Source organism: Marinobacter guineae, from assembly GCF_002744735.1.
GTDB classification, from domain to species: Bacteria; Pseudomonadota; Gammaproteobacteria; order Pseudomonadales; family Oleiphilaceae; genus Marinobacter; species Marinobacter guineae.
Map to the genome: position 1 here is coordinate 480,614 of NZ_KZ319339.1, position 15,338 is coordinate 495,951.

At 56.4% G+C, this 15,338-nt stretch carries 14 protein-coding genes; 6 read left to right on the forward strand and 8 right to left on the reverse strand.

What is annotated here, in order from left to right; all coding sequences use genetic code 11:
• Window positions 1-8: 8 nt before the first annotated feature.
• The 3 genes from tadA to CLH62_RS02190 all read right to left on the reverse strand — a co-directional run bounded on the left by tadA (window position 9) and on the right by CLH62_RS02190 (window position 1,489).
• Window positions 9-512 (reverse strand): tRNA adenosine(34) deaminase TadA, encoded by a 504-nt coding sequence (gene tadA, locus CLH62_RS02180; protein ID WP_099616508.1) that lies wholly within the window; start codon window positions 510-512, stop codon window positions 9-11.
• 130 nt (window positions 513-642) lie between these two features.
• Window positions 643-1,242: a LysE family translocator gene (locus CLH62_RS02185; protein ID WP_099616509.1), complete on the reverse strand. Its 600-nt coding sequence runs from the start codon at window positions 1,240-1,242 to the stop codon at window positions 643-645.
• Window positions 1,232-1,489: an MFS transporter gene (locus CLH62_RS02190; protein ID WP_143752346.1), complete on the reverse strand. Its 258-nt coding sequence runs from the start codon at window positions 1,487-1,489 to the stop codon at window positions 1,232-1,234. Before CLH62_RS02190 ends, CLH62_RS02185 begins: the two co-directional genes overlap by 11 nt.
• A 153-nt stretch (window positions 1,490-1,642) precedes the next feature.
• Here CLH62_RS02190 and CLH62_RS02195 point away from each other — a divergent pair, with 153 nt between their 5' ends.
• On the forward strand, window positions 1,643-2,515 hold the full coding sequence (locus CLH62_RS02195) for a LysR substrate-binding domain-containing protein (RefSeq protein WP_211285631.1): 873 nt from the start codon (window positions 1,643-1,645) through the stop codon (window positions 2,513-2,515).
• A gap of 36 nt (window positions 2,516-2,551) precedes the next feature.
• On the opposite strand, the gene hxpB is transcribed toward CLH62_RS02195, so the two are convergent.
• The 3 genes from hxpB to guaB all read right to left on the reverse strand — a co-directional run bounded on the left by hxpB (window position 2,552) and on the right by guaB (window position 6,343).
• Window positions 2,552-3,202 (reverse strand): hexitol phosphatase HxpB, encoded by a 651-nt coding sequence (gene hxpB / locus CLH62_RS02200; RefSeq protein ID WP_099616511.1) that lies wholly within the window; start codon window positions 3,200-3,202, stop codon window positions 2,552-2,554.
• A gap of 36 nt (window positions 3,203-3,238) precedes the next feature.
• Window positions 3,239-4,816, reverse strand: a complete 1,578-nt coding sequence (guaA, locus tag CLH62_RS02205; RefSeq protein WP_099616512.1) for a glutamine-hydrolyzing GMP synthase — start codon at window positions 4,814-4,816, stop codon at window positions 3,239-3,241.
• A 63-nt stretch (window positions 4,817-4,879) separates the two neighbouring features.
• A complete protein-coding gene (gene guaB, locus CLH62_RS02210) occupies window positions 4,880-6,343 on the reverse strand; it encodes an IMP dehydrogenase (protein WP_099616513.1) in 1,464 nt (487 codons plus the stop codon).
• Window positions 6,344-6,535: 192 nt separating this feature from the next.
• On the opposite strand from guaB, the gene xseA reads away from it, so the two are divergent.
• The 3 genes from xseA (at window position 6,536) to CLH62_RS02225 (ending at window position 10,429) form a co-directional block, all read left to right on the forward strand.
• Window positions 6,536-7,924 carry an exodeoxyribonuclease VII large subunit gene (gene xseA / locus CLH62_RS02215; protein ID WP_099616514.1) on the forward strand — a complete coding sequence of 463 codons (1,389 nt, stop codon included), beginning with the start codon at window positions 6,536-6,538 and terminating at the stop codon, window positions 7,922-7,924.
• A gap of 103 nt (window positions 7,925-8,027) precedes the next feature.
• Window positions 8,028-9,902 carry a propionyl-CoA synthetase gene (locus tag CLH62_RS02220; protein ID WP_099617596.1) on the forward strand — a complete coding sequence of 625 codons (1,875 nt, stop codon included), beginning with the start codon at window positions 8,028-8,030 and terminating at the stop codon, window positions 9,900-9,902.
• 317 nt (window positions 9,903-10,219) lie between these two features.
• Window positions 10,220-10,429 (forward strand): cold-shock protein, encoded by a 210-nt coding sequence (locus tag CLH62_RS02225; protein ID WP_099616515.1) that lies wholly within the window; start codon window positions 10,220-10,222, stop codon window positions 10,427-10,429.
• A gap of 93 nt (window positions 10,430-10,522) precedes the next feature.
• Here CLH62_RS02225 and leuA read toward each other — a convergent pair whose 3' ends face one another.
• The gene (gene leuA, locus CLH62_RS02230) at window positions 10,523-12,217 is read right to left on the reverse strand and encodes a 2-isopropylmalate synthase (protein WP_099616516.1); all 1,695 of its coding nucleotides are present in this window, start codon (window positions 12,215-12,217) and stop codon (window positions 10,523-10,525) included.
• Window positions 12,218-12,362: 145 nt separating this feature from the next.
• Between leuA and CLH62_RS02235 the strand changes: the two genes are divergently transcribed.
• Window positions 12,363-12,860 carry an Lrp/AsnC family transcriptional regulator gene (locus tag CLH62_RS02235; protein ID WP_099616517.1) on the forward strand — a complete coding sequence of 166 codons (498 nt, stop codon included), beginning with the start codon at window positions 12,363-12,365 and terminating at the stop codon, window positions 12,858-12,860.
• A gap of 1 nt (window position 12,861) precedes the next feature.
• Here CLH62_RS02235 and CLH62_RS02240 read toward each other — a convergent pair whose 3' ends face one another.
• Window positions 12,862-13,476 (reverse strand): TetR/AcrR family transcriptional regulator, encoded by a 615-nt coding sequence (locus CLH62_RS02240; protein WP_099617597.1) that lies wholly within the window; start codon window positions 13,474-13,476, stop codon window positions 12,862-12,864.
• Between the two features lie 127 nt (window positions 13,477-13,603).
• On the opposite strand from CLH62_RS02240, the gene CLH62_RS02245 reads away from it, so the two are divergent.
• On the forward strand, window positions 13,604-15,337 hold the full coding sequence (locus CLH62_RS02245) for a proline--tRNA ligase (protein WP_099616518.1): 1,734 nt from the start codon (window positions 13,604-13,606) through the stop codon (window positions 15,335-15,337).
• Window position 15,338: the final 1 nt, after the last annotated feature.

A 15,338-nucleotide genomic window follows, 5' to 3' on the forward strand; every position in this document is an offset into this window, starting at 1 on the left:
GGCGAGAACTACTCCTTCCCTGAAGGTTGTTTGCGAAGACGCCGGATCTCTGCCCGCCGTTGACTGAAAAACTCACTGATTATCTGACTGCACTGGCCTGCCAGAACACCGCCGACCGCCTTCACATCCCAGTTAAGATGAGGCTCTTCCAGCGTCCGCCGTGATGATTGCACTGCGCCGGCCTTGGGCTCGACAGCACCGTATACCAGCCGGCTGATCCGACCATGAACTATTGCGCCCACACACATGGTACAGGGCTCCAGAGTAACGTAAAGCGTGGCACCGGACAGCCGGTAATTGCCAACCCGGGCGGCGGCATCCCGCAAAGCCCGTATCTCGGCATGGGCGGTCGGATCGCAACCGGAAATCGGCGCATTGAAGCCCGCGCCGATTTCCCTGCCCTCAAGCACCACCACGGCTCCTACAGGCACTTCACCTTTTGCTGCGGCCTGGGATGCCAGTTGTAGTGCCCGATTCATCCAGTATTCGTCAGTCGCTTTTGACTCAGACATTAAACCTAGTAATCCGTCGACTATTCTCAATCGTCGCTTTTCGACAAAGCCCAGAACAGGCAACGGGAGGATAGCGCCGGTGTTTCCGGATTTCCACTGGATTGCAGGATGAAAGGTCTCAATCAGTATACTATTTCCCCAACCACAGCGACCCCACCGATAAAACCAGCATAACGGCAAAGACAATATTGGTAGCACGCCCGATCATGGGATTTCGCAGGAACTTTGAAAAAGTAGCGCCAAAGGCAAGCCAGATCACGCTAAAGACGAGAATGACCACGGTTAGCGCCAACAATTTGCAGGTTGTGTCGACAATCAGGTTGTCAGGCGCAATAGAGTGACTCGAATAAACCGCGCCAATTGCGGCAAAGGCCTTCGGATTGGCAATTGCGAGACTGAACCCGGGTAAAAACGCTGGCGCATTTTCAGACGTTGCTGCGACTTGGCCTACGGGCGCCGTTGCAATTTTCACAGCAAGGTAAAGAATATAAACCCCAGCTATACCTGAGAGAATGGCAAGTAATATTGGCTGAGCAAGCACAAGGGTCGTAACACCTGTTGCTATCATGAGCAGAACGACCATCGTTCCCACAATGATTCCAAACATGTAGGGCAGACCTACCCGAAAACCAAAAGCGGAACCAAGACCCGCAAGGCTAAGTGTCGCAGGACCTGGGCTTCCCATCAGGGGAAGCGCCGCTAGCCACAAGAACAGCAGATTATCCGCCATATGCCAAACCCTCTCGGGGTGCCGGACGTTCCCGCACCAGCAGGTGTGCAATTGCGGAAAACACCCCTAATGCGATGGCGAGATACCAGACCTGATCGTAACTGGCGAAGCGATCGAAGAAAACACCGCCAAGCCAAACCCCAAAGAACCCTCCAAGCTGATGGCTCAGAAAAACAAAACCACCGGCCAGGATGATCGGTATCATCCCATGATTGTTACTCGCGCCAGTGGTTGTTTTGGTCGTCACTACTATTCTGCCCTTTTATCCCTAAACCAATGCCAAGGCATGCATCTGACCTTAAACCGGAGGCACGCTGCAATGGAATTGACGCGGATATTAGCAACGATTTAAACTTTTTAAAATCGAATATATTTTAACTAAAACTTTAGGTTTATTGAATTGAATGTAGCCTTCGATATTGACGCTCTTCGTGCCGTTGTGGCGGGGATCGACCTGCACAGCTTCGCACGCGCGGCTGTGCAGTTGGGCCGATCACAGTCAGCAATCAGCATGCAGCTCAAAAAGTTGGAACAGCAGGCCGGTACGCAACTTTTCGTCCGCAAGGGCAGAAGCCTGGTCCCTACCGAAGCTGGAGAGTTACTGGCTGCATATGCCCGCAGGATGATCGCGCTCAATGATGAAGCTGCACTCGCTCTTGGAGTGACAGCGACTTCAGCTACCGTGCGCCTCGGCCTGCCACAGGATTTTTTTGAGGACGTGATGCCTGCAACCTTGTCTGCATTCTCCCGTAAACACTCTGGTGTTCACGTCGAAGTCCAGGCGGGCCCAAATCACGTTTTGGCAGAAGAGGTCCGGGCTGGTCGACTGGATGTTGCCATCACCTTTTTCTCCGAAGGCTCCAGAAGTGAAGGAGAACTTATTTGCGAACTCCCGATGCACTGGTTGGCGCACGAGAGCTTTATAAGCGATTCTGAAGTTGACCGGATACCCTTGGTGCTATTCGACCATCGCTGCCTCTTCCGGCAGGCGGCGCTCGCCGCACTCGACGGGGCGAATAAGCGTTGGCGAGTTGCGGTGACGACACCAAGTCTGCCTGGCATTTGGGCCGCGCTTCGTTCAAACCTTGGGCTTGCAGTGCGAACACAGCATGGGATGCCTAAAGACACCAAATGTATTGACGACAAGCTTGATCTGCCCAGGCTTCCATCGATTGCTCTTAAGATGCTCCGTTCCTCGGATGCCTCACCCGCTGCGCAGGATCTGTGCGAGATTCTGAAACGCGAAACTGTCAGGCTGGTCACACCCGATTGACGCGCCCTGCTTGAAGCTGCCCCGGGGAAAGTTCAGTTAGTACGCTCTGGCATGGCCCCCTGGATAATCCAGCAGTGTGCGCAATTTGACATCCGCCAAGGAATACCTTGGATTATCAAAATCATGAGCCGGCGGCACAACAACCGTTTTTATTCCCGCTGCCTTGGCAGCCATCACACCGGAGGGAGAATCTTCAAAGGCAATGCACCTTTCGGCATCAATCTCCAGTTTTTTTAGCGTGGAGAAATATACGGCAGGGTCAGGTTTACCTCGCTCCACATGCTCAGATGAGGATACTCCATGGAAATACGGGGCTATATTCAACTTGTTCAGAACCGTGGCAATCAACCGGAAGGGTGAGTTTGTCGATAAGCCAATCCTGTAATTCCTTTCATGGAAATAACCGAGTATCTGTTTGGCACCCACCATCGGTTGACCATCTTTTTTTATCAGCTCATCGACACAATCAATTACTTCATTTTCAACCGCTTCAATGGACTTGTGATTCCATGGGAAAAGCTCGTGCCAGAACTCAGTGACTTCTCTGGTCGTCATGGATGCGGTTTTTTCACAAAGCGAGTCCGATAATTCTACGCCCACAGAGGAGAACACCATTTTCTCGGCTTTCGTCCAAAATGGCTCGGAATCGATCAAGAGGCCATCCATGTCAAAGATGACTGCCTTCATATTCAGGCCCCATCTATCCCATTACCGAAGCGATATTCACTCCCACTCAATGGTTGCCGGCGGCTTGGATGAAACGTCGTAAGTGACCCGGGATACACCGGTGATCTCGTTGATGATCCGGTTGGAGACCGTTTCAAGCAGATCGTACGGCAGGTGTGCCCAGCGGGCTGTCATGAAATCGATGGTCTCAACCGCTCGCAGGGCCACCACGTATTCGTAGCGGCGGGCATCGCCCACCACGCCTACGGACTTGACCGGCAGGAACACGGCAAAGGCCTGGCTGGTCTTGTGGTACAGATCAGCACGATGGAGCTCTTCCAGGAAGATGGCGTCTGCCTTGCGCAGGATATCGGCGTATTCCTTCTTCACTTCACCGAGAATACGGACACCCAGGCCTGGCCCCGGGAACGGGTGACGGTAGACCATGTCGTAAGGCAGGCCCAGTTCAAGGCCGATCCGGCGCACTTCATCCTTGAACAACTCCCTCAGCGGCTCCACCAGCTTCATTTTCATGGTTTCCGGCAGGCCACCCACATTGTGGTGGGATTTGATGACGTGGGCCTTACCGGTCTTGGACGCTGCGGACTCAATCACATCCGGGTAGATAGTGCCCTGGGCGAGCCAGTTGACGTCACGGATGTTGGCGGCTTCGTCGTCAAACACATCGATGAAGGTGTTGCCAATGATTTTGCGCTTCTGCTCAGGATCATCGATGCCCTTGAGTTTGGACAGGAACAGATCTTCGGCATCCACACGAATGACCTTCACGCCCATGTTCCGGGCAAACATGTCCATCACCTGATCGCCTTCGTGCAGGCGCAAAAGACCGTTGTCCACAAACACACAGGTGAGCTGCTCGCCGATCGCCCGATGCAGCAGTGCGGCCGTCACGGAGGAGTCGACACCGCCAGAAAGACCCAACAGCACCTTGTCGCCGCCAACCTGCTCCCGAATCTGGCGCACTGCGTCATCAACGATCTTCGCCGGCGTCCACAGTGCTTCGCAACCACAGACATCCAGAATGAAGTGCTCGAGAATCCGCTTGCCCTGGAGCGTATGGGTCACTTCCGGGTGGAACTGAACACCGTAGAGGTTCCGGCTCAGGTCCTGCATGGCGGCAATGGGGGCGCTCTCGGTGGACGCCAGTAGCTCAAAGCCTTCCGGCATAGCCACCACCTTGTCACCGTGGCTCATCCAGACATCCAGCAGCGAATCGCCGGTGGCGGTAAGGTGATCGGTAATATCCCGAAGCAGAGGGCCGGCGGCGCGCACTTTCACCTGGGCGTAGCCGAATTCCCGCTTCTCGGAACTGGCAACCCGACCACCCAGCTGTTCGGCCATGGTCTGCATGCCATAGCAGATACCGAGAACCGGAATTCCTCGATCAAACAGGCCCTCGGGCGCCCGAGGACCACCCAGCTGCGTGACCGACTCCGGCCCACCAGCCAGAACAATCCCTTTCGGGTTGAACTCGTTGAGTTCTTCCTCGGTAATATCAAACGCCTTGATTTCACAATAGACGCCAATCTCCCGTACACGGCGAGCAATAAGCTGGGTGTACTGGGAACCGAAATCGAGAATCAGGATGCGGTGGTCGTGAATGTTCTGGGCCATGGAGTCCTCGGAGCAAAATGAACAACGCGGCCCTCAGGGGAGCCGCGTCTGGTCAGGCAATGATTAACCGATACGGTAGTTTGGCGCTTCTTTGGTAATGGTCACGTCGTGCACGTGACTCTCACGCATGCCGGCGTTGGTGATGCGTACAAATTCCGGCTTGGTACGCATCTCTTCCATGGTGGCGCTACCGGTGTAACCCATGGAAGCACGCAGGCCGCCAACCAGCTGGTGGACGATGTTACGCATCGGGCCCTTGCAGGCGACACGACCCTCAATGCCTTCCGGTACCAGTTTCTCGATGCCCTTACTGGCATCCTGGAAGTAACGGTCACTGGAGCCCTGACCCATGGCGCCGATTGAACCCATGCCACGGTACGCCTTGTAGCTGCGGCCCTGGAACAGTTCAACCTCGCCGGGTGCCTCATCGGTACCTGCCAGCAGGCTGCCGATCATGACGCAATGGGCACCGGCAGCAATGGCCTTGGCGATATCGCCGGAGAACCGTATGCCACCGTCGGCAATCAATGGTACTCCGCGTTCTTTCAGGGCAGCCGCCACGTTTGACACCGCGGAAATCTGGGGTACGCCAATACCGGCGACAATGCGGGTGGTACAGATTGAACCGGGACCGATACCCACTTTTACAGCGTCGGCACCGGCATCCGCCAGAGCGATAGCCGCCTGGGAGGTTGCAATGTTACCGCCGATCACCTGGACTTCCGGGAAGTTCTGCTTCACCCAGCGAACGCGCTCGATCACACCCCGTGAATGGCCATGGGCGGTATCAACCACGAGCACGTCCACGCCGGCCTCTGCCAGCGCCGTAATCCGCGCCTCGGTGTCTCCGCCTGTACTGACAGCAGCACCGACACGCAACCGACCCTGGTCATCCTTGCAGGCCAGCGGATAGTCTTTGGCCTTCTGGATGTCCTTGACGGTGATCAGCCCACGCAGCTCGAAATTGTCATTGACCACCAGCACCTTTTCGATGCGGTGGCGGTGCAACAACTCTTTGACCTCCTCCAGGCAGGCCCCTTCTTTCACCGTGACCAGCTTATCCTTGGGCGTCATGATGTCCTGCACCGGGGTATCCATTCGGCTTTCAAACCGGATGTCACGGCCGGTGACAATGCCCAGCAGATCGCGGCCATCGACCACCGGCAGACCGGATATGTTGTTGGCCATGGTGATATCCACCAACTCGCGGACAGTGGTATCCGGTGTCACGGTAATCGGGTCTTTCACCACACCACTTTCGTACTTCTTGACCTTGCGAACCGCTGCCGCCTGCTGCTCAACAGTCATGTTCTTGTGCATGATGCCAATTCCGCCTTCCTGAGCCATGGCAATGGCCAGATCTGCCCCGGTGACAGTGTCCATTGCGGCAGACACAAGCGGAATGTTCAGAGTGATACCTTTGGTCAACCGGGTCTGCAGGTTGACCTGGTGGGGAAGAACTTCTGAATATCCGGGAACCAGCAGAACGTCATCAAATGTGAGGGCTTCTTCGGCAATTCGCAGCATTGGGATCCGCCTTTTGAACGTGCTAAGTTGGGAATTTCCGTGCTGTACCCGCGGCGGTACAACAAAGCAAAATCCTTAATCGATCTATTATAAAGGGGCTCTCGGGGACAGTAAACCGCGCCGTTTTTAACCTTCGATTGCATCTTTTTGAAATTTCGCTATTTTTACCCTCCCACTTTTCGGCTATTGCGTATGGATAACGACGGAGTCAGACCGGTGACATCCTCCCTCCAGGACACCCGCCCCCGGGCACTCAGTGTCAGCGAACTTAACCATCAGGCCAGGCACCTGCTGGAATCCAGTTTCATGCAGGTGTGGGTGGAAGGTGAACTGTCGGGATTTTCACGTCCCTCCTCCGGGCACTGGTACTTTTCCCTGAAGGACCGCAAATGCCAGGTCCGTTGCGCCATGTTCCGCGGCTTGAACCAGCGAATCCGAACTCTGCCGAAAGAAGGCGACCAAGTACGCATCCGTGGCAAAGTAACGCTCTACGAGAACCGGGGCGACTTCCAGATTATCGTCGAGCATATTGAGCCGGCCGGCCTCGGCGCACTGCAGCAGGCCTTTGAGGAGCTCAAACGCAAACTCCTCGCCGAAGGCCTGTTCGATAACGCCCGGAAAAAACCGCTGCCTTCACTGCCAAAACACATTGGCGTGGTTACCTCGCCGACCGGTGCCGCCATTCACGACATCCTCACTGTGCTGGCACGTCGCTGCCCGGCCATTCCGGTTACACTTTATCCAACCGCCGTTCAGGGCAAGGCAGCAACCGCCGAAATTGTCAGCGCCATTGAACGGGCCCAGACCCATGGCGTTGTCGATGTACTGATTATCGGCCGGGGTGGTGGCTCTCTGGAAGACCTCTGGTGCTTCAACGAAGAAGCGGTGGCCCGGGCCATTGCGGCCTGCACAATCCCCACCGTCAGCGCGGTTGGTCACGAAGTGGATGTCACCATTGCCGACTTCGTCGCCGATCTGCGGGCCCCGACGCCCTCGGCCGCCGCCGAAAAGATCTCACCGGATCAGTCCGACTGGCTCAAGCAATTGCGGGAACGGGAATTCCGGTTCTCCAATGCCATAGGGCTTGCCCTGAAGCGCCTCAGCACCCAGCTCGGGCACCTGACCGCGCGACTGCGGGATCCGAGGCGGGAGTTGCTTGAAAAGGCCCAGCGTATGGATGAGCTGGAGCTGAGGCTTGAAAAGGCGATCCGGCAGCGCCTGAGCACGGTAAGTGTCAGGAACGACCACCTGCACCAGAGGCTGGTTATGCAGTCGCCTCGCCGACAACTTGCACAAAGCCAGGACACGGTGAAACGCATAACGGAGCGAATGCTCTCGGTAATGCAACAGAGCCTCAGACACCGCCGGGAAAGTCTGGAACACGCGGCACAGACTCTCAATGTCGTGAGTCCTCTGGCGACTCTGGGCCGGGGTTATGCCATCGTGCGGGATGGTGATGGCAAGATCGTTCGGGAAGCGTCTGCGGTCAGTGCCGGGGAGACCATTTCTGCCCGGGTTGCCACGGGCGAGCTGACGGCAAAGGTGACATCGGTCAAAACTGAGAAAGAAACAGGCCCATAATCCCGCCAGACTAAGCCAATGGTCTACTAGTCCATGATTTCAAACGGCCTAAAGTTGTCAGGAAACGTATTAAAACAACAACAGGCACGATGAGGTGGAATATATGGACTATCACTCAGAATTCCGGCGTTCAATAGACAACCCGGACGACTTCTGGCGTGAACAGGCGGAAAAAATAGACTGGATCGAACCGCCGAAAACCATCTGGCAGCCGACCGACAATGGCCACGGGCAGTGGTTCCCCGATGGCACACTGAACACCTGTGACGTGGCGTTGGATGCCAACATTCGGGCCGGCCGGGGCGATCAGAAAGCACTGATCTACGACTCACCGGTCACCAACACCAAGCGCTCCTATACCTATAGCGAACTCACCGACGAAGTGGCTCGCTTCGCCGGTGTCCTCAAGGGTCGTGGCATCACCAAAGGCGACCGGGTGATTATCTATATGCCGATGATTCCCGAAGCCGTTATTGCCATGCTGGGCTGCGCTCGCATCGGGGCGATTCACTCGGTGGTGTTCGGCGGTTTTGCTGCCCATGAATTGGCGGTTCGTATTGATGACGCCAAACCCGAAGCGGTTATCACCGCATCCTGCGGTATCGAAGTGAGCCGTGTCATCGAATACAAGCCGCTGGTAAACAAGGCCATCGACCAGGCCAGCCACAAACCTGAAACCTGCATTGTTTACCAGCGCCCCCAGGCAAAGGCCGATTTGATCCAGGGCCGTGACTTCGACTGGAACGAACTGATGGCGGCCGCGGAACCGGCTGCCCCGGTGCCCGTCAAGTCAACCGATCCGCTCTATATCCTCTATACCTCCGGCACCACCGGCAAGCCGAAAGGCGTGGTCCGGGACAATGGCGGCCATGCCGTTGCGCTGAACTACAGTATGAATCTGGTGTATGACGCCAAGCCCGGCGACGTTTACTGGGCCGCCTCGGACGTAGGCTGGGTCGTAGGCCACAGCTATATTGTCTATGCTCCGCTTTTTGCGGGCTGCACCAGCATTCTCTATGAAGGAAAACCGGTAAAAACACCCGATGCCGGCGCTTTCTGGCGAGTGGTTCAGGATCATAAGGTCAACATGCTGTTCACCGCCCCGACGGCATTCCGGGCGGTTCGCAAGGAAGACCCCGAAGCGGACCAGCTGTCCCGTTACAACATCAGCTCACTGAAACGCCTGTTCCTGGCCGGCGAACGGCTGGATCCGGCAACGTACGAATGGCTTAAGGAACATACCGGCCTGCCGGTTCTCGATCACTGGTGGCAGACCGAGACCGGCTGGGCTATATGCTGCAATCCGGTCGGCATCGAAATGATGGCCACCAAGCCGGGCTCCGCGACCGTGCCCTCACCCGGTTACAACGTTCAGGTGGTGGACCGGAATGGCAGCCAGATGCCAGCGGGCGAACAGGGGCAGATTGCCGTGAAGTTACCACTGCCACCGGGCTGCATGATGACGGTGTGGGGCGACGACGAACGCTTCCGTAAAACCTATCTGGAACCCATTTCCGGATTTTACAGTTCTGGTGACGGCGGCTTTATCGATGACGATGGCTATGTGTTCATCATGGGGCGTACGGATGATGTGATCAACGTCGCCGGCCACCGCCTTTCAACCGGCGAGATGGAAGAAGTGGTGGCGTCCCATCCGGCCATCGCGGAATGCTGCGTGGTGGGTGCCCACGATGACATGAAGGGGCAGATCCCCATCGGCCTGGTTCTCATCAAGGATGGCGCGACGATAGACCATGATGAGTTGGAGGACGAACTGGTAGAAATGGTGCGTGACAAGATTGGCGCCATAGCCTGCTTCCGCCGGGCCCTGGTGGTTGATCGCCTGCCGAAAACCCGCTCTGGCAAGATTCTGCGGCGGGTGATCCGGCAGATTGCCGATGGTGAGGAGTACGCCGTTCCCAGCACCATCGACGATCCGGCCATACTAGAGGAAATCAGCGAGCAATTCCGCCACTAGCGAACTTACTGGCAAACGATACCCGTCCCCGGTCAAACCGGGGACGGCGGTTTTTTATGTTCTGAACCACAACCCGTTGTTTTTATGCGCATTAAAACCTGTTTGTAAGGTTAAAAAATTTCGTTGACGCTCTCCAATCTCGGTCTATACTGAAATTGCTGTGAAAAAACAGCGGTATTTGGTGAATGCGTTTCAACGTCCTGCCGAAGTGCTCTTCGTTGCCCCTTTCCTCAGTACTCTCTGGATTTCTCAGCACCAGTTCCACATGGAATTTGAAGGTCCCGTGAGGGCAAATTACAGAAAGACAGGAAAGATCAATGTCCGATACTAAAACTGGCCACGTTAAGTGGTTTAACGAGTCCAAAGGCTTTGGCTTCATCGCTCAGGACGGTGGCACTGACGTGTTTGTTCACTACAGCGCAATTAACTCAAGCGGCTTCCGTACCCTGACCGAAGGCCAGCAGGTACAGTTCACCGTTACACAGGGTCCGAAAGGTCCCCAGGCGGAAAACGTAACCCCGGTCTGAGGGGGAGCGTTCCGTCCTTTGCCCCTCACGGGCATCGGAAAATCAACAAGCCGGCATTCGTGCCGGCTTGTGCCATTTTTGGAACCGGTCCGCTCAGGCGCCCGCGACCTCAGCTTCCCTCGCCGACTCCGGCATTTCAGTTCCCACCGCCTGCGCCACGGCCGAGAACAAGGCTTGCAGCGTCGCCGAAGTGGTGTCTTCAGCCAATGCCGCCGCACTGCAATGCTTGCCATTGGCAGTCAGCCGGATACAGGCCAGGGCATTGGCATTGGTACCTTCGCCCAGGGCAAACTCGTCATAGGCTTCAACGGCAATCGAGATGCCGAACCGACTTTCCAGGGCTTCCGACACCGCTTCCACAGCCCCCAGACCACGACCTTCAAGGCGAACCGGCGCAGACTCACTGCCAACTGAGACTTCGGCGCGAACGCCTTCTTCGTCGCGGTGCAGATCGTAGGATCTCAATACCCAGTCCGCATGAACCTTCAGGTACCGGTCCTCGAACAGCCTGTGAATGGTCAGTGAATCGATCTCACCACCGTTGGTTTCCGCTTCTCTTTGTACCACTTTGCTGAATTCGATCTGCAGCCAGCGTGGCAGGCTGATGTTGTAATCCCGTTCCAGCACATAGGCGACACCGCCCTTGCCAGACTGGCTGTTAATGCGCACAACTTCTTCGTAGCGGCGACCAACATCGAACGGATCAATAGGCAGATAGGCGACATTCCAGGCCTCTCCTTCCTTCCTGCGCGCCAGGCACTTGCGAATGGCATCCTGGTGACTGCCCGAGAAGGCGGTGAATACCAGCTCGCCGGCATAGGGGTGGCGGGGATGGGTCGAGATTTCGGTACAGGCTTCGACAACCTCGCTGATCGCCGCCATTCCGGACAGATCCAGAGTGGGGTCAATGCCCTGGGAATAGAGATTCATGGCCATGGTGACCAGGTCCATATTACCCGTCCGCTCCCCGTTACCCATCAGGGTTCCCTCAACCCGGTCGGCACCGGCCATGACCGCGAGTTCGGCGGCCGCCACCGCGCAGCCACGGTCGTTGTGGGTATGCACACTGATACTGATGTGCTCACGCCGCTTGATGTTGTCGCAGATCCATTCAATCTGGTCGGCAAACACGTTCGGCGTTGCCATTTCAACGGTCGCGGGAAGGTTGATGATCATCGGCTGGCCCTGGTCCGGGCGCCAGACGTCGCTCACCGCGTCAATCACTTCGGCAGCAAAATCCAGCTCGGTTCCGGTGAAGCTTTCCGGGGAATACTGGAACGTCCACTCCGTTTCCGGATGGCGTGCTGCCATGTCCCTGACCACCTTCGCACCGCTCACCGCAATCTCTCGGATACCATCACGGTCCAGTCCGAACACCTGCTCCCGCTGGACGGTGGATGTGGAATTGTAGACATGCACGATGGCCTTACGGGCGCCAGCGAGCGCTTCGTATGTCCGCTCGATCAATTCCGGCCGGGCCTGGGTTAACACCTGGATTTTCACATCCTCGGGAATACGGTTTTCTTCGATGAGCTTGCGGCAGAAATCAAAGTCCGGCTGACTTGCGGCCGGAAACCCAATTTCAATTTCCTTGAAGCCCAGCTTGACCAGCAAATCGAACATCCGCTGTTTCTGGGCAACTGTCATAGGCTTGACCAGCGCCTGATTGCCGTCCCGGAGGTCTACCGCACACCAGGTTGGTGCTTTCTCGATGACCTTGTCGGGCCAGCGACGATCGGTTTTGGCAACAGGTTTGAACGCAACGTATTTGCGATGATCGAAAGCCATGCGTGTGATTCCTTGCGGTTTCGGGGGTGAAATTTTCAATACGTACAGGTTAACGCGAGAAAGCCGAAATTTGATTGCGAAGTTTGGTTGGAAAGCGTAATTTCTGACTCACTGATTGCTAACAACGGCTTAATCTTGGAATTTTATGGCGATTAACCAGAAAAACCTCATCAAAATTGACAATATCGACCGGCGAATTCTCGATCAGATCCAGAACGACGGCTCCCTGACCAACCAGGAACTTGCGGAAAAGGTTGGGCTATCGCCCTCTCCCTGCCTTCGCCGGGTCCGGGCCCTTGAGGGTGCGGGCATAATCGTCAGGACAGTCACGATTCTGGACCACAAGAAGCTCGGCCTGTCGCTGACGGCGATCATCCTGATCGGTATGGACCGCCACACGCCTGAACGCTTTGCGGCTTTTGAAGAACAGGTCGCCGAGTATCCGGAAGTTCAGGAGTGCTACCTGATCACCGGCCAGGATGCCGATTACATGCTCAAGGTTGTGGTTCCGGATATGGATCACTACCACCATTTCCTGCTTAACCGGATCACCCGTATTCCGGGGGTCAGTGGTGTGCATTCAAGCTTTGTGCTTCGACGGGTAATAGACAGTACCGCCCTGCCCCTGGGCTATCTGTCCTGAATCAGGACACCAGCTCGCGAACGTAGGCCCGGGCCATGCACTTGAGCTCTTCCACCAGCTGCCGGGCCTGATCTTCGGGAAGTGTCACAGCAAGGCGCAAAATCGTCCCGGCGGACCTCGGTAGAAGCAGGCTTGCGGTCCAGCGACGGTCATCGGGAATCTGCGGGCACTCCTCTTTCAGCCGCGCGTCCAGGTCTCTGGCGTTGCTGTAGAGCTCTCTCAGGTCCAGGTCCCGCAGCTCCGGCATGGCCTCCACCCCACTCCAGATCGCCGAATAGGCTGGTTCGGTGCGGTAGAACCTGTAAAACTCGTCAATCAGAACGTCCACCGCATCGATCAGGCCCAGCTGCTGAAGCCGCTCCCGCAGGGCCCTTTCCATCTTCTCGACATGCTGTTCAGCGATGGCATGAACGATGGCCGCCTTGTTGGGGAAATACCGATACAGGGAAGCCAGGGACATGCCCGACTGGCGGGCAATGGCAGACATGCTGGCAGCATCCACGCCCACCTCGTGAAAAATCGCAGCGGCATGACTGAGGATGGTATCGACCCGTTCGCGGCTGCGGGCCTGGACCGGCCGACGCCGCGGGGCAACATCAACTGATTCGTCTGTCATCATCTGTACCTTGTGCAACAGGCTCCGTACAATAACGACCACTTTACGACAAATTAAGGCTGCGGCGGGCCAACCGCCGACTGTCCATTAGTCTAACATTTCAGATTTTTGACAAACGGAAGATACGATGCGAGCAAGCCGTTACCTGATTGCCACCCAGAAAGAGACCCCCGCCGATGCAGAAATCATCAGCCATCAGTTGATGTTGCGTGCCGGCATGATCCGCAAACTGGCTGCCGGGTTATACACCTGGTTGCCGATGGGGCTGCGGACCCTTCGCAAGGTTGAACGGATTGTTCGTGAAGAAATGGACAAGAGCGGTGCCCAGGAAGTTCTGATGCCGGCTGTTCAGCCCGCAGAACTGTGGCAGGAATCCGGCCGCTGGACCCAGTACGGTGACGAACTGCTGCGGATGAATGACCGTCACGGCAGGGACTTCTGTTTTGGCCCGACCCACGAAGAGGTCATTACCGACCTGATCCGCAACGAGCTGAGTAGCTACAAGGAACTGCCGGCCAATTTCTATCAGATCCAGACCAAGTTCCGGGATGAGCGCCGCCCCCGATTCGGCGTGATGCGGGCCCGGGAATTCATTATGAAGGACGCTTACTCCTTTGGTATCAATGCTGAATCCCTGAATGAAACCTACCAGCTGATGCATCGCACCTACTGCGCAATCTTTGACCGCCTTGGGCTGGATTATCGCCCGGTACAGGCTGATTCAGGTGCCATTGGCGGTAGTGCCTCCCATGAATTCCATGTGCTTGCCTCCTCCGGGGAAGACGACATCGTCTTCAGCACCGACAGCGACTACGCCGCCAACATTGAGAAGGCAGAGGCAGTGGCACCCGCGGGCGAACGTCCGGCGCCCGCAGAAGAATTGAAGGAAATTGCCACTCCCGACCAGAGAACCATTGAGGCAATATCGGCCTTCCTGAACATTGATGCTACACGCACCGTCAAAACACTTCTGGTCAAAGCCGAAGCCGATGAAGACGGGCACTCCGGGTTGGTGGCGCTGATCCTTAGGGGCGACCATACCCTGAACGAGATCAAGGCCGAGAACCTGGCAGGCGTAGCTGAGCCTCTGACCATGGCCACGGATGAGGAAATCGAAAAGGCAATTGGCTGCAAGGCGGGCTCTATCGGCCCGGTCAAGCTGGAGGTACCGGTGATTGTCGATCGTAGCGCCGCTCATCTGGCGGACTTTGTCTGCGGTGCCAACCGTGACGGATTCCACCTGACCGGAGTCAACTGGGAAAGAGATGCCCCGCTGGACCGGGTGGAAGACCTGCGCAACGTGGTAGAAGGCGATCCGAGCCCGGATGGCAAGGGCACGCTGGAAATCCGCCGGGGCATCGAAGTTGGTCACATCTTCAAACTGGGTAATAAATACAGTACTGCCATGAACGCCACCGTTCTGGATGAGAATGGCAAGAGCGCAATTCTGGAAATGGGTTGCTATGGTATCGGCGTATCCCGGATTGTTGCCGCTTCCATTGAACAGAACCATGACGAAAAGGGCATCATCTGGCCAGACGCCATTGCACCATTCCAGGTTGCCATCGTGACTCTCAATGCCCACAAATCGCCCACCGTGGCCGAAGCTGGTGAAAAACTTTACGAGCAGCTGCGTCAGGCGGGCTACGATGTACTGCTGGATGACCGGAACGAGCGACCGGGCGTGAAGTTCGCCGATATGGAACTGATTGGTATCCCGCACCGGTTCGTGGTTTCAGAACGTGGCCTTGCGGCGGGCACCCTCGAGTACAAGGGCCGCCGGGATGAGGAAAAACAGGATATTCCAGTGGCTGAGGCGCTACCTTTCCTGGTGAATGCGTCTCCCCGAAAAGGGCTTTAAT

Excerpts from the sequence above, each read along its gene's own strand:
- CLH62_RS02185 (WP_099616509.1), bottom strand. The coding sequence starts at position 1,242 with ATGGCGGATAATCTGCTGTTCTTGTGGCTAGCGGCGCTTCCCCTGATG.
- guaA (WP_099616512.1), bottom strand. The coding sequence starts at position 4,816 with ATGGCCCAGAACATTCACGACCACCGCATCCTGATTCTCGATTTCGGT.
- hxpB (WP_099616511.1), bottom strand. The coding sequence starts at position 3,202 with ATGAAGGCAGTCATCTTTGACATGGATGGCCTCTTGATCGATTCCGAG.
- CLH62_RS02240 (WP_099617597.1), bottom strand. The coding sequence starts at position 13,476 with ATGACAGACGAATCAGTTGATGTTGCCCCGCGGCGTCGGCCGGTCCAG.
- xseA (WP_099616514.1), top strand. The coding sequence starts at position 6,536 with ATGGATAACGACGGAGTCAGACCGGTGACATCCTCCCTCCAGGACACC.
- CLH62_RS02220 (WP_099617596.1), top strand. The coding sequence starts at position 8,028 with ATGGACTATCACTCAGAATTCCGGCGTTCAATAGACAACCCGGACGAC.
- tadA (WP_099616508.1), bottom strand. The coding sequence starts at position 512 with ATGTCTGAGTCAAAAGCGACTGACGAATACTGGATGAATCGGGCACTA.
- CLH62_RS02245 (WP_099616518.1), top strand. The coding sequence starts at position 13,604 with ATGCGAGCAAGCCGTTACCTGATTGCCACCCAGAAAGAGACCCCCGCC.
- guaB (WP_099616513.1), bottom strand. The coding sequence starts at position 6,343 with ATGCTGCGAATTGCCGAAGAAGCCCTCACATTTGATGACGTTCTGCTG.
- CLH62_RS02235 (WP_099616517.1), top strand. The coding sequence starts at position 12,363 with ATGGCGATTAACCAGAAAAACCTCATCAAAATTGACAATATCGACCGG.
- leuA (WP_099616516.1), bottom strand. The coding sequence starts at position 12,217 with ATGGCTTTCGATCATCGCAAATACGTTGCGTTCAAACCTGTTGCCAAA.
- CLH62_RS02225 (WP_099616515.1), top strand. The coding sequence starts at position 10,220 with ATGTCCGATACTAAAACTGGCCACGTTAAGTGGTTTAACGAGTCCAAA.